Source organism: Sphingomonas sp. ABOLE (assembly GCF_003950455.1).
GTDB lineage: Bacteria > Pseudomonadota > Alphaproteobacteria > Sphingomonadales > Sphingomonadaceae > Sphingomonas > Sphingomonas trueperi.
Map to the genome: position 1 here is coordinate 1 of NZ_QQWY01000027.1, position 13,403 is coordinate 13,403.

12 protein-coding genes and 2 pseudogenes are annotated in these 13,403 nt (G+C 66.2%); 9 read left to right on the forward strand and 5 right to left on the reverse strand.

The genetic code is table 11. The annotated features are described in order from the left end of the window. From CA234_RS24990 to CA234_RS16100, 8 genes and pseudogenes are all read left to right on the forward strand, one after another. A pseudogene (locus tag CA234_RS24990) lies at nt 1–620 on the forward strand (YncE family protein); the annotation flags it as partial. A 4-nt stretch (nt 621–624) separates the two neighbouring features. Continuing rightward, nucleotides 625–1,509 (forward strand): hypothetical protein, encoded by an 885-nt coding sequence (locus CA234_RS24995; protein ID WP_241213540.1) that lies wholly within the window; start codon nt 625–627, stop codon nt 1,507–1,509. Between the two features lie 15 nt (nt 1,510–1,524). Then, on the forward strand, nt 1,525–2,037 hold the full coding sequence (locus CA234_RS16075) for a sigma-70 family RNA polymerase sigma factor (RefSeq protein ID WP_241213541.1): 513 nt from the start codon (nt 1,525–1,527) through the stop codon (nt 2,035–2,037). After that, nucleotides 2,034–2,822: an anti-sigma factor gene (locus tag CA234_RS16080; protein WP_125978050.1), complete on the forward strand. Its 789-nt coding sequence runs from the start codon at nt 2,034–2,036 to the stop codon at nt 2,820–2,822. The genes CA234_RS16075 and CA234_RS16080 overlap by 4 nt, the downstream gene beginning before the upstream one ends. Nucleotides 2,823–2,935: 113 nt before the next feature. Next, on the forward strand, nt 2,936–3,325 hold the full coding sequence (locus CA234_RS16085) for a hypothetical protein (RefSeq protein ID WP_126002217.1): 390 nt from the start codon (nt 2,936–2,938) through the stop codon (nt 3,323–3,325). A 100-nt stretch (nt 3,326–3,425) separates the two neighbouring features. After that, entirely contained in the window at nt 3,426–3,680 is a 255-nt protein-coding gene (locus CA234_RS16090; protein WP_126002218.1) for a hypothetical protein, read from the forward strand. An 84-nt stretch (nt 3,681–3,764) separates the two neighbouring features. Next, entirely contained in the window at nt 3,765–3,953 is a 189-nt protein-coding gene (locus CA234_RS16095) for a hypothetical protein (protein WP_126002219.1), read from the forward strand. Nucleotides 3,954–4,118: 165 nt separating this feature from the next. Beyond that, nucleotides 4,119–4,358: a hypothetical protein gene (locus CA234_RS16100; protein WP_126002220.1), complete on the forward strand. Its 240-nt coding sequence runs from the start codon at nt 4,119–4,121 to the stop codon at nt 4,356–4,358. Nucleotides 4,359–4,429: 71 nt separating this feature from the next. On the opposite strand, the pseudogene CA234_RS16105 reads toward CA234_RS16100, so the two are convergent. The 3 genes and pseudogenes from CA234_RS16105 to CA234_RS16115 form a co-directional block, all read right to left on the reverse strand. Beyond that, nucleotides 4,430–4,597 (reverse strand): annotated as a pseudogene (locus CA234_RS16105) (transposase); the annotation flags it as partial. Between the two features lie 12 nt (nt 4,598–4,609). Next, the gene (locus CA234_RS16110) at nt 4,610–5,797 is read right to left on the reverse strand and encodes a PepSY-associated TM helix domain-containing protein (RefSeq protein ID WP_241213542.1); all 1,188 of its coding nucleotides are present in this window, start codon (nt 5,795–5,797) and stop codon (nt 4,610–4,612) included. A gap of 2 nt (nt 5,798–5,799) precedes the next feature. After that, a complete protein-coding gene (locus CA234_RS16115) occupies nt 5,800–7,923 on the reverse strand; it encodes a TonB-dependent receptor (RefSeq protein ID WP_241213543.1) in 2,124 nt (707 codons plus the stop codon). 750 nt (nt 7,924–8,673) lie between these two features. Between CA234_RS16115 and CA234_RS16120 the strand changes: the two genes are divergently transcribed. After that, nucleotides 8,674–10,710, forward strand: coding sequence for a S46 family peptidase (locus CA234_RS16120; RefSeq protein ID WP_126002222.1), 2,037 nt, complete (start codon nt 8,674–8,676; stop codon nt 10,708–10,710). A 432-nt stretch (nt 10,711–11,142) separates the two neighbouring features. Here CA234_RS16120 and CA234_RS16125 read toward each other — a convergent pair whose 3' ends face one another. After that, nucleotides 11,143–12,324 carry an ROK family protein gene (locus CA234_RS16125; RefSeq protein WP_164521849.1) on the reverse strand — a complete coding sequence of 394 codons (1,182 nt, stop codon included), beginning with the start codon at nt 12,322–12,324 and terminating at the stop codon, nt 11,143–11,145. A gap of 126 nt (nt 12,325–12,450) precedes the next feature. Next, nucleotides 12,451–13,401, reverse strand: coding sequence for a glycerophosphodiester phosphodiesterase family protein (locus CA234_RS16130; RefSeq protein WP_125978066.1), 951 nt, complete (start codon nt 13,399–13,401; stop codon nt 12,451–12,453). Nucleotides 13,402–13,403: the final 2 nt, after the last annotated feature.

A 13,403-nucleotide genomic window follows, 5' to 3' on the forward strand; every position in this document is an offset into this window, starting at 1 on the left:
GCGGTCTTCACGCCAGCCTCATGCTCCCGCAGCACCCCAATGATCTGATCCTCGGTAAATCGGCTTCGCCGCATCACTCGTCTCCATCTGACGAGCTAACTTACCAATGGCATGATTTCTGGGGAGCAGGTCATCCGGTTCGTGATCGCTCGCTTTGTTCCACTGAAGCGCAAGGCCAAGTGGGGCCCTTTTCCCAGGATTGCGTCTATGCCGCCGAGCAATTCTCGAACACGGTCTCGGTCACCGATCCGGTCGAAGGAAAGCTGCGGCGTGATCCGCCTGGGCGATCCCAGCCCGCCAATTTCAGTCCGCTCTACAAGGGGCAGGTGCTGGTCCACGGGCTCGGCTTCTCGCCCGACGGCAAGACCCTGGCCGTGGTGTCCATCGGGTCGAACGCGGTAACCTTCATCGACACCGCCACCAACAGCGTGAAGCACACGACCTATGTCGGCCGCAGTCCGCACGAAGCATTCTTCACGCCGGACGGCAAGGAAGTGTGGGTGACGGTGCGCGGCGAGGATTACATCGCGGTGCTCGATCCGGCGACCTACCAAGAGACGGCGCGGCTGAAGACGCCGGGCGGGCCGGGCATGACGATCTTCTTGCCCGACGGGAAATAAGGCTATGTCGTTCAATCCCGAACTGGTGGTGTTCGACGTCGCCAGCCACACCATTGTCGGCCGCGTCGCCCAGCCCAGTCCTTTCTGCCCCAACATCGCCGCCACCCCGGACGGCAAGCAGGTCTGGTATACGCTCAAGGACATCGGCGAGACGGTCGTCATCGATGCCAGGCCGCCCTTCGCGACGCCGAAGGTGACCGACACCGGCCCGATCACCAATCACGTCAATTTCGCCACGACAGCCAGCGGCCTTTTTGCGTATGTCACCGTTGGTAGGCGCGGCGAGGTGCAGGTGTTCCGAACGGATAGCTATGAGAAGGTCGCGACCGTCCCCGTGGGGCGACTCCCGCACGGCATCTGGACGTCGGGCGATGGCCGCCGCGTTATCGTTGGCCTTGAAAATGACGACAGCCTGGCGATGATCGACACCGCGACCAATACGCTGGTCGGCACCGTGCCGATCGGCCAAGCGCCCCAGGCCATCGCCTATGTCGCCAATGCGGTGCCGCAGGGTGATGGGCTCCAGAACCTGCAACCGCTGGGCATCGCCGGACATACCAGCAAGCTGACGCTCGGCACGGGCGGCACGGCGCTGACCAACGTCACGCTGTTCGACCAGGGCCTGATCCAGATCCTCCAGGCATCCGCAACCGGGCTCATGCCCAGGCACCCCTATCAGCTTGTCCTCGCAGCACATGCCGACGGCACTGGCGCGGTACAGCCGCTCGCCAGCTTCATGACCAACCCCACGGGCGCGGCGATCGTGAATGCGAGCGGCCCGATCCGGCAGGTGGTGCAGCCGGATGCCCCGTCCGGGCGGCGCTGGCTCGCGATCCGGGAAGGCACCGCCGACGCGCCCGGCGCGAACGTGCAAGTGCAACAGCGCTGAAGCGCGATGCGCGACATGATGCTCCTGATCGAACCGCTGATCCCCCGGCTGCGGCGCTATGCGCGTGTGCTGCTGCGCGACAGCGCTGCGGCAGACGATCTCGTGCAGGACTGTCTCGAACGCGCGATCAGCCGCTGGCATCAACGGCGGGCTGACGGCGATGCCCGGGCCTGGCTGTTCACGATCCTGCACAATCTGGCGATGAACCGCATGCGCCAGACCGCGCGGCGGGGCGCGCACGTGCAGGTGGAAGACGCCAGCCCGGCCGCGGTGGCGCGCGCGCCGGATCAGGAAGCGGGCATTCATCAGCGCGACGTGCTGCAAGCGCTGGATCGCCTGCCCGACGACCAGCGCGCGGTGCTGCTGCTCGTGACGATCGAGGAACTGAGCTATGCCGATGCCGCAAAGGCACTGGGCGTACCGATCGGCACGGTGATGTCGCGGCTGTCCCGCGCGCGGACGCGCCTGCGCGAGGAGATTGCAGGCCGTGATCAGCCCGCCGTTTCCCATTTGAGGAGAGTGAAATGAATGGCGGCCGCCCGATTACCGAGGACGACCTCCAGGGCTATATTGACGATGCGATCGACAGCCGCCGTCGCGCCGAGGTCCAAGCCTATCTTGCCAGCCATCCCGAAGTCGCCGAGCGCATCGCGATCGACCGGGCCCTTCGCGACACGTTGCGCGATGCCCTGGCCCCGATCGCGGACGAACCGGTGCCGGCGGAGCTCAACCTCAGCCGCCTGGTCGATCGTCATCGGCGCCCGCGCCGGGATTGGCGCAGCGGCCCCTGGCAGGTGGCCGCCGCGTTGCTGCTGATGGTCCTGGGCGGCGCGGGCGGCTGGGGCTTGCGTTCCGTGCAGGAGCCGCCGCGCGCCGGCATCGCTGCGCTCGCCCAGGAGGCCACGGAGAGCTATGCAGTCTACGCGCCCGATATGGGCCGGCCGGTGGAGATCAAGGCCGCCGATGCGCCGCAACTGGTCCAATGGGCATCGCGCCGTCTCGAACGGCCGGTGTCGATCCCTGATTTGTCGGGCGCGGGATATAGCTTTATCGGCGGTCGCGTCGTCCCCACGCCGCATGGCCCGGCGGTGCTCTACATGTTCGACAACGGCAAGGGCACGCGGCTGACCTTGCTGGCGCGGAACATGGCGGTCGATCGCGACACGCCGATGAAGCTGGAGACCGAAGGGCACGTCACATCGGTGAGCTGGTCGCGCGACGGGCTGGGGTTCAGCCTGGTCGGGCCGCTCGACCAGGCCCAGATCCATCCCATCGCCGATGTCGCTAGGGCACAGTTCAGCCGGGCGATTTAGCGGGTTCGGCGGGAATAGACGCGGCCGGCTGGGGTCTAACGATCGAGCGCATCACCGATGCGCGCCACCGGCCGGTCCCGCATGGCGGGATGCGGCACCCAAGGAGAATCGACATGCGTTTCCTGATCCTGTGCAGCCTTTCGCTGTTCGCAGCCAGCCCCGCCGTCGCGCACAATCCGCCGTCGATCCATGTCGCCGCGACGGCCAAGGGCCAGACCCTGGTCGATGCGGCAGGCATGACCCTGTACGTGTTCGACAAGGACTCAGCGGACCGCTCCGTCTGCAACGGTGCCTGCGCCGCGAACTGGCCGCCGGTCGTCGCCGCCCCCGGCTTTCCCGCGCATGGTGACTGGTCGATCGTGACGCGCGACGATGGCAGCCGCCAATGGGCCTATCGCGGACATCCGCTCTATCGCTGGGCCAAGGACGCGAAGCCCGGCGACATCACCGGCGACGGCCTGCTGAACGGCGCCTGGCACGTCGCCCTGGCCGACGGGAAATAAATAGGGTCCTGCGGAATAATGGATGCCGGCCGGTGTCTGACAAGCACCGTGCCTGCCACGTAGCGGCCCGGCCGTCACAGATTAAAAGGGAGCTTCCATCATGTATTCCTATAGCAACGGCGGGCGCCTTGCCCGCCGCATCCTGTCGTGCGCCCTGCTTGTCGCGGGTTCGACGAGCGCACCGGCGCTGGCCCAGGCTATTTCCGATCCGACCGGGGACTTTATCCCGAGCTTTACCGGCCCGAAGAATGGCGATCTCGACCTGACGCGCATTGAGGCGACCTTTGACGGTGCCAAGTTCCGCCTCGACGCGACGACCGCCGCGGCGATCGGAACCACGCCGACCGGGCTCTAGAGCGTTTTCACCTTGGGCGAAGACGCTCTAGGTTTTCGACTGCCGCATTTTCCGAGTCGTTGACCGTAAACGGTCAACTAGAAAATGCTCTATGTCTGGGGATTGAATCGCGGCAAGGGGACTGCGGGCTTCGCCGCGATCGGCGCCACCAACGTGCTGTTCGATTCGGTGGTGATCGTGAATCCGCGCGCGGGTACGGTGACGCTCCGCGACCTGATCTCGGGCACCGGCACCACGCTGCCCGCCAGCGCGATCAAGATTTCGGGCAATTAGATAAGCGCCGAAATCCCTGCAAACTTGCTGACGCCGCAGTAGCTTGAACAGGCCAAGTTCCTCGTCAATCGGTGGCCGCGCAGCACCAATGGCGGCAACGAGACGATTCCCGACTTCAGACCTGACAATGCGAGTACGCGGCTGGTCCTCGCCTTCCCGAGGTCGGTGGAAACCTCCGTCCAGACCGAAGGCGTGTTCGACGATGCCAGCGACCCGTTCGCGCGCATCCAGCACCGGCTCGCCGCGCAGCGTCGCGGCGGTGGCGGGAACATCGGAGGCTTTCTCGATCTGGGCGCGCGGTTCGACACGCGCGGCATCGGCGATTCGCTCGCGCGCGATGCCGTCAATCGCGTAACGGCCGGGGCATCGATGTTGCACTGGGTCGCGATGCGGTCATCGGCCTAGCTGTTTGGTCCCACAGTCTGGTGTAGCTTGGGCGGCGTAGCCGCTTTGATCTCCGGTCAGTCCAGGGTCGATCACGCCGGCAAGGACGACAACGTGACGAGGGGATCATCGCTCAATTGCGAGACGCTTTCCAGTGTCATGTAGCGGCCCCGCTGAACGGCCCACTCGTCGTTCTGCTCGATCAGCAAGGCGCCGACGAGACGGGTGATGGCATCCTCGTTGGGGAAGATGCCGACGACGACGCCGGCCGGTCAACTCGCTCCAGCAATCGCGCCGGGAGTAAGCACAAGCGCCAACACCACCAGTCCGACGGCGAGATAGCCCCATGCGCCCATGCCCGACCAGGCGATCCGGCCGACGCCGCATCTCGCCGGATCGGCCTTCGACAGCCGCTTCGCGTAGATAATCGTGCCGGTCACGGACAGGCCCGTCAGAATCAGGCCGAACAGGAACCAGAGGATCTTGGTCGGCATCCCACCAAAGGTCCCGAAGTGAAGGGGATCCGCCATTTCCGAGATCCGCTGGTGTGCATTTAAGTTGCGTCCGTCGAGAGATGCCAGGATTTTGCCCGTTGCGGCGTCAATCGCGATGCCATTGGCACGATCACGTACCAGCCACGCACGATCCTGCCCGAGCAGAATGACGCCATTTCGCTTCGTAAACCGGATCTCGCGGATCTTGAGCGATGGACGGGCTTGGGCAGCCATCGATACCAAGCGGTCTAGCGCAGCGCCGGTCGGAATCGAGACGACGGCTTCGGACGTTGGCAGTTCCGGCACGGCAGCATTTCCGCCCAGGCTTTCGACCAAGTACCAGAGACCGGTAACGGCGATCAGCGTGACGAACCAGAGGCTCCATAGTCCACCCAACCGATGCACGTCGCCGGTCACCCGGCGAAGATCGCCGCCGCGCGGCATCCGGAAGAAGCCCCGCCACCACTTCTTGTAGGTCACCAGCCCGGTGATGAGGGAGGCGAGAAGCAGCAGCGCCAGTGTCGTTACGATCGGTATGCCGATGCGGGTCGGCAGCATGAGGTGGCGATGCACCTGCCGGAGGAACCGATGAACATTGGCCCAGCCACGCGTTCCCGCCACCCTGCCGCTCCAGGGATCGAGATACACCCGCCGCGGCGCACCGCCTCCCATGTCGACCCACGCCTCCGCCGTGAACCATGGATCGATGGGGGCGTACAGCGTCTGCAGCCTGCCCTTGGGCTCGGCGCGGACGGCCGCGGCAGCGAGCGTGCCCCAGCTGACCTTCGGACCCGACTGCGGCGTCGCCCGCATAGCAGGCGTCACGAGCCAGTCGATCTCGTGCGCGAACACGGCCAGCGTGCCGGTGGCGAGGACAAAGGTCATGAAGATCGCCAGCTTCAGCCCTGCCCAGCTATGCACCCGCCACCATAGCGACCGCTGCTTCGCCTTGCCCTGCGCCGCCACGATCAGAAACGAAGGCGCAGTTCGGTGAGGAAGGTGCGCGGCTCGCCAGGGAAATGGCCGCTCTGCGCCGAGAAGCCCGACGCGGCATAGACCGTGTCGAACAGATTATCGACGCGCAGCAGCAGTTCCGCGAACCCCAGCCCCTTGGTGATCGAAGCGTCGAACACAGTATAGGGCTTCACCGTCTGGCCCGAGAGGCTGATCCGGCGGGAGACATGCTCGCCGCCAAAAGCGAACGCAGCCCTGATCGCGGGCACCTGATAGCGCGTCCAGAATCCCAACTGGTGCTTGGGCGCGTTGGCGAAACGGTCCCCCACCGCGTTCGTGATCGCCTGGCCAGGCACGGTGCCGGTGATCCTGGTGTCGTTGTAGCCGTAATTGGCCAGCAACACCCAGTTGGGGGTGAGATCGGTGGTGAGGTCGAACTCGAACCCCTTGCTCGTCACCTCGCCGATCGGCGCGAGCGGGTCGACGCCGTTGACGGGCGAGCGCGTGGGATCCACCTGCAGGATGTTCTTGCGAAGAATGCGGTAGGCGGCCCCATTCGCCTGCAGCCTGCCTCCGAACAATTGCGTCTTCACGCCGCCTTCCAGCTGATTGCCGGTGATCGGCGCGAACGGCCCGCCGGCGTCGCGATTCTGGTCGGCTGCCGCCTGCGGCTCGAAGCTTTGCGACCAGCTGGCGTATAGCGAAACGTCCCTGCGCGGTTTGAAGACCGCGCCCCCACGGAACGTCACATCGTTGTCGGCATAGCGCGATCGTCCCGACACGGTGGCGCCGGTGCTCGTCGTCACGCCGTCTTCGAACTTGTCGTAGCGCACGCCCGCCACGAGGAGCAGCGCATCGGTGATGCTGATCTGGTCCTGCAGATAGGCGCCTTTGCGCCTGCTGCGCGTCTCGGTGACCGTGAAGGGCAGCGATGCCGCTCGGGCCGCGTCCCCGGCCCCGGAGCCATAGACCGGGTTGCTGAGGCTGAGCGAGGTTACGCCCGCGCGCAGGATACGCGAGCGCAGGATGCTCGTCTCACGGTACCAGTCCCCCCCCGCCTGAAACTTGTGCTCCATGCCCAGCAGGTCGACCCGCGCGGTCAGATTGGCCATGAAGGACAAGCCGTCGACGGGGCGGATCTGGTCGCGAAACTCGCGGCGCACCAGGTCCGGGTTGGCCGGATCAAGCCCCCGCGGCTCATGATATTGCTGCGTCTCGGTCGCCTTGAAATAGCGGACACCTGCGTCGAACGTCACCCGGTCGCCGATCGCCGTTGCATAGCGTGCCTGATACGCTTCCGAGCGCAAGCGGAGGAAATCGGTCTTCTCGTTGGCGTTCCAGCGGATGCTGGTCAGGAAGTTGCCGCGATCATCGACCAGCACCCCGCGCAGCCGATTTGCCTGATAGGTGCTGTCGTAGAGCGTCGCCTGCAGGGTCAGCTTGCCGCCCTCGTTCGTCTTGATCGCAATGCCCGCGTCACCGATGCGCGACTTGTTCTGGGTGTTGCGGCGATAGGGATCCATCGATTCATAGAAGCCGCCCAGCCGATAGGTAACGACCCCCTGCCGATCGACGGGTCCGGTCGCCTCGGCCGAAATGCCGATGCGGTCATAGGTGCCGCCGGTGATGACGGCGCGCAGGCCCGTCTTGTCCGACGGAATCTTCGACACATAGTTGATGATGCCGCCCGGCGATCCCGGCCCGAAGAACAGGCCGGCGGGCCCCTTGAGCACCTCCACCCGCTCGATATTGAACAGCTGGGGCACCGAGAAACCGATGAACGGATTGCCCCGCTGGCCGTCGTAGAAGGACTGGTCCTGGCGAAAGCCCCGGAAGGTGACGCCGGCATAGCTGAACGCCGTGACGCCCGAGATATTGCGGTAAATGTCCGTCGCATCCCGCGCGCCCTGGTCCGCGAAGAGGTCCGCGTTGATGACCTGCACCGCCTGGGGGATGTTCATCGGATCTTCCGCCGACTTGCCGACGGTCGTCTGCTCCACCCGGTACAGCCGCTGCGCGCGGCCGGTGACCGTGATCTCGTCTGCTTCGCCCCGCGCCTGCGCCGACTGTTCCTGCGCAAGCGCCGGAGCCGAGACGAACGCAACCGCCGCAGCCAGCGCTGTTTTCAAAGGCAACACTACTACCCCCTATGTGCGAATCAATCGCAACAGCACGTAACGCCCGGCGAAACGTTTGCCAATATTATTGCAATTTGTTCTCGATAGCGATTATTCTTTGAAATCCGGCGTGGGAACCTGCCATCGTGGTCGTAGCTGCCGGATCGTGGAGAGAGGCCATAATTGCGCAACCAGCCGCCCGTGTTACGTAAACAACACAGCAAAAGGGATCGTGTGCTTGAGAATCCTTGCGGCAGCTACCGACGGAGCCCCTTCGCAGGTGCGCTTGGCCAACGCGAAGCTTTCAGGACCTTCGCCCGCCTGGAGCGGAATGCCCATCGCTGCGTAAAGCCATCGCTTCCAACATCATGGCCGGAGCTGAAAAACTATTCCTCAGCCACAGAGACCACTTCCGGCCACCGGGCGATTGAGCGTCTTCACCGAACGGTGGACGGGTATCGCCGGCATCGTGATGTCGCCGTCGCCGATCGACAGGCGGCGCACGAGACGCTTAGAGACCGTTTGGAAATTCGCGAAAGAGCGAATTTCAAGGACTCCTAGACCCGCTGGAACCCAGAGCCTTCAAAGTGAGCCGGTCTGCGGGGGCTCTCGCCCTTGCCGCCCGCCTTTGCAGGTGCCACCCCGCCGGGACCGAGGCGCTACCGCGACACTGGCACGTTCACGATCGGCAGCGGCAGACAACAATGATACATTGTATCATTCGCGGTAGCCCGCTAGAGTCCACGCTCGACCAACAACATTGGACCCCGCATGCGCGCCTGTCGTCTTCTCGCCCTCCTCGCCACCTCGATGCTGGCCAGCCCGGCCCATGCCGACGAGGGCATGTGGACCTTCGACAATTTCCCCGCCGCCAAGGTGAAGGCGGCCTATGGGGTGACCATCGACCAGGCCTGGCTGGACAAGGTACGCGGCGCAGCCGTGCGCCTGTCGGGCGGCTGCTCGGCTTCGGTGGTGGGCGCGCGCGGGCTGGTGCTGACCAACAATCACTGCGTCGCCGAATGCGCGCAGGATCTCTCCTCCAAGGGCAACGACCTCTACATCCAGGGCATCGTCACCGCCCGTCCGGAGGAGGAGCGCAAATGCCCCGGCATGCAGGGTGAAATCCTCGAAGGCATCACCGACGTGACCGCGCAGGTGCGCAAGGCGGGCGACGGTCTGGCCGGCGCCGCGCTGATCCAGGCGCGCACCGCGGCGATCGGCGCGATCGAGGTGCAGGGCTGCGCCCAATCGCCGGCGACCTTGCGCTGCCAGGTGGTCGATCTCTACCACGGCGGGCAGTTCAAGCTGTATCGGTACCGCAAATATGCCGATGTCCGGTTGGTCTTCTCGCCCGGCGTGCCGACCGCGTTCTTCGGCGGCGACCCGGACAATTTCAACTTCCCCCGCTATGCACTCGATGCCGCATTCGTGCGGCTCTACGCAGAGGGCAAGCCGGTCGAGACCCCGCAGCATCTGCGCTGGAACCCTGCTGCGCCCAAGGCGGGCGAGCCGGTGTTCGTCGCCGGCAATCCGGGTGGCACCGATCGCCAGCTGACCGTCGCCCAGCTGGAGCGCCAGCGGGACCGCACGCTGCCGCTCACCCTGCTGCGCATGGCCGAACTGCGCGGCAGGCTGATCCAGTTCGGCACCGAATCCGACGAGCATCGCCGTCTCGCCCAAGATCTGCTGTTCGGGATCGAGAATGGCTACAAGGTCTATTTCGGCCGGCTCTTCGCGCTGAACGACGCGGCCTTCCTGGCCGAGAAGCGCACCCAGGAGGCGGCGCTGCGCACCAAGGCGGGCATCGGCAATGCCCCCTGGCAGCAGATCGCCGGAGCGCAGGCGCAGGCGGAAACGCTCTATCTCGACTATAGCTACATCGCCGGCGGCCCGATCGGATCGCCGCTGTTCGGCTATGCTAGGGCGCTCGTCCGCGCCGGCACGGAACGCGTCAAGCCCGCGGCGCAACGCCTGCCCGGCTTCGCCGACTCGCAGCTGCCGCTGCTGGAAAAGCAGATCCTGGACGCGGCCCCCGTTTCGCCGGAACTGGAACAGCTGACCCTTACCTTCTGGCTCTCCAAGGCGCGCGAATATCTCGGCAGCGACGGCGTCGGCACCCGGCTGCTGCTCGGCAAGGACAGCCCGGAGACGCTGGGCGCGGCGCTATCCCGCTCGCGGCTCGGCGACCCGGCCTATCGCAAGCAGCTGTGGGAGGGCGGCGCAGCGGCGATCGCGGCGTCGGACGATCCGCTGATCGTCTTTGCCCGCCGCATCGATCCCGAGGCCCGCCGGCTCCAGGCAGCGTGGAACGAGAGGGTGACCGGCCCCACGGTCGCGGCGAGCGAGCAGATCGCCCAGGCGCGCTTCACCGCGTTTGGCGACAGCCTCTATCCCGATGCAACCTTCACGCTGCGGCTCTCCTACGGGAAGATCGCCGGATGGAACGAGCGCGGCAATGCAGTGCCGCCCTTCACGACCTTCGCCGGGCTCTACGCGCGCGCGACCGGCCAGGAACCGTTCAAGCTCGATCCGCGCTGGCTAGCGGCGAAGGATCGACTGAACCCGGACACCATCTTCAACATCAGCACCACCAACGACATCATCGGCGGCAATTCAGGCTCGCCGCTGATCAACGCCAAGGCCGAAGTGATCGGCGCGGTGTTCGACGGTAACATCCACAGCCTCGGCGGGAACTATGGCTATGATCCCGCCACCAACCGGGCGATCTCGGTATCGGCGGCAGCGGTGAGCGAAGCCCTGCGCAAGGTGTATGGCGCAACCGCACTGGCCGACGAGCTTGGTAAATAAGCTGGCTGGGGAGCGTCTTCGCTCCCCAGCCATCACCTGAATCGGTCGCCGTCAAACAGCCAGACGCCGCTATCCGACGCTCAGGATGCCGCTGACACACGATGGTCATCGACCCGCAGCGCACCTCCCGGCTTGTTTGGCAGCAACGGCCATAGCCGCTCCCACTGCTCGTCGCTCCGCCAGAACTTTCCCGGCAATCCACCCTCCACGCCAACGTGCAGGGTGAATTCCGTCTCTCGCGCTAAGGGAATCCCGTTTATGGATCCCAGCAGCCTCCCGCACGGCATGCGCAGGTCGCATGCCGATGTGATCAACCCCGATCCGCTTGCCTTCGTCCGGAAGTGACGCGGGCGGCCCGATACAGGCGGTGGGTGGCGCGACGTGCCGTCCTCCGCTGCCAGATCTGCATCCTCAAGTGCCGGGACCAACCACCTAACCCTGCTCCAGGAAGAACGCCTTGCGCAGCGGCAACATCGCAGCGCCGATGCCGACGGCGTCCCCGGGCACTTCCGTCGGGACAACGGCCGGCAAGGGAAACGGCATGTCGTTGCGCATCGGCGTGGCGGGCAGGATGGTCTCGCGCGCCAGCGCTGCGGCGATCGGGGCGGGAAGGCGGCCGCCGATCACCACCTTTTCCGATGCGACCATATGGCCCAGCAAGAAGGCCAGCTGGCCGATCGACTTCGCTGCCTCGCGCACCCATTGCGCGACCCCGGGGGTGTCCAGGCACACCCGCCGCACCATCGCTTCCACGCCCTCGTCGGGACCACCCGCCGCGCGGACCGAGGCGTGCAGCGTATCCAGGCTCGGATACAGGCCGCCGAGAAGCCACAACACACCCCCAAAGTCGCCGGCATTCCCCAACCGCCCCTGCACGACCCGACCGTCGACCGTAAGGCCCCCGCCAAAGCCGTTGGTGAGGTGGCAATATCCGAAATTCCTGCACGTGCGGCCGACACCGACCAACCCTTCGGCGACGGTTGCGGCGATTCCGTCATTCTCGCTCAGCATCGGCAAGGCCAGCGCGGCCCCGAGCGCCGCCGCGACGTCCAGGCTCGCCCAACCGGCGAGTTGGGTCGGCGGATTGAACCGCGACGGCTCGCCCGGCACGAGAAAGCCCGAAACTCCGGCGCCGGCGCCGATGATGCGCGCCGGGTCGATTCCCGCCTCGGCGATCAGTGCCGTCTTGAGCGTCCGCAATGCCTCGAGCACCGAAACGGGTGCCATGTCGGACAGGCCGATCGTGCGCGCGCCGCGGACCTTGCCGGCAAGGTCGAGGATCGTGATTCCCACCGCGTCGCCCACCAGCGTAACGCCGATGGCAAAGGCATAGTCGGGCGCGAGCGTCACCTGGACGCTGGGATGCCCGCGCACCCCCGGCGTGCGCTCGCTCAGCGCGACGATGCCCGCGGCGTGGAATGTACCGACCAGACGGGCGACACTGGGTTGCGACAGATCGAGCACCTGGCTGAGCGACGCCTGGCTGGCCCCGCCAGTACGCAACAGATGATCGAGGACGGCCCGCCCGCCGCTGCTAATGCTGGGCACCCAATCCGGTGCACGGAACGAGGAAACAGACGAGGGCAACGGGGTTTCTCCCTTGAGCGACGGCACGACCGAAGCGCATCGCATACCGGGCGGATACTATTCAATAAACCGCCACGTGCATGCCGCGCGCCGCACGGGCGATCGACGGTGGGCGACGGAACGGATGACGAGCATCGTCGCCCACGCGGCCACCTAGGTCTTCGCCCGGGACAGGGAGGCGCGAAACGCCAGCAGCGCCTCGGGTTCGTCCGTCTGAAACACGGTCACGCCGTCCGCCAGCAGCCGGCCCCAGACCGCCGCCGGATCACGCAGCGCGTCGAGATCGCTATAGGCGCCCTCCACGAAGCCCTCGAAGATGGTGTTGACGAGCAGCCTCAGCCGATGGCGCCGGGCGAGCGCGGCGACGGACGACAATTGCTCCGCGCGCAGGCGCGGCAATTCGGCGCCGATGGGCCGCTTGCCGTCCAGCTGCCGGGCGAGCACCGCGGCCAGGTCCGCCTTGCCCTCGACATTGAGCAGGATCGGCATGAACGCCACCCGGTCATAGGGCGTCAGCCCGGCGAGCGGCGGCGTGGCGATCCCGGCCTCGGTCTTGATGAACACCCGGTCCTGCGCCCCTGCCCGCACGACCGCTTCGATCACCTCGGGATAGATCGCCGCCTTGATGTCGAGATTGAGCAGGATCCGCCCGCGCGCCGCCGCCAGCATCTCGTCCAGCGTGACGATATGTTCGTCGGTGAGCGGCGCTGCGGCACCGCCCAGATTCTGCCGCAGCCGCAACGCCCGGAGCTGCGCCAGGCTCAGCGTTGCCACCCGACCGGTGCCGTTGGTGGTGCGATCCACGCTGTCGTCATGGATCATCACGAGATGGCCGTCCGCCGTGCGCAGCACGTCGGTTTCCATCACGTCGGCGCCGATCGTCACGCAATGCTCAAGCGCCAGCAGCGAGTTTTCGGGCGCCGGCCCCAGACCATGCCGCGGCGCGGGATTGTGGCAGCCGCGATGCGCGACGACGATCACGCCGTCCGGATCGGCGAAGCGCACCTGGACGCCGGGCACCGCTTCCCGCGGTGCGGCGGGCACCGGGAAGGCGGGCAGCACAAGCGCGAGGGCCAGGACACCCTGGCGAAGGAACGACGCCATCC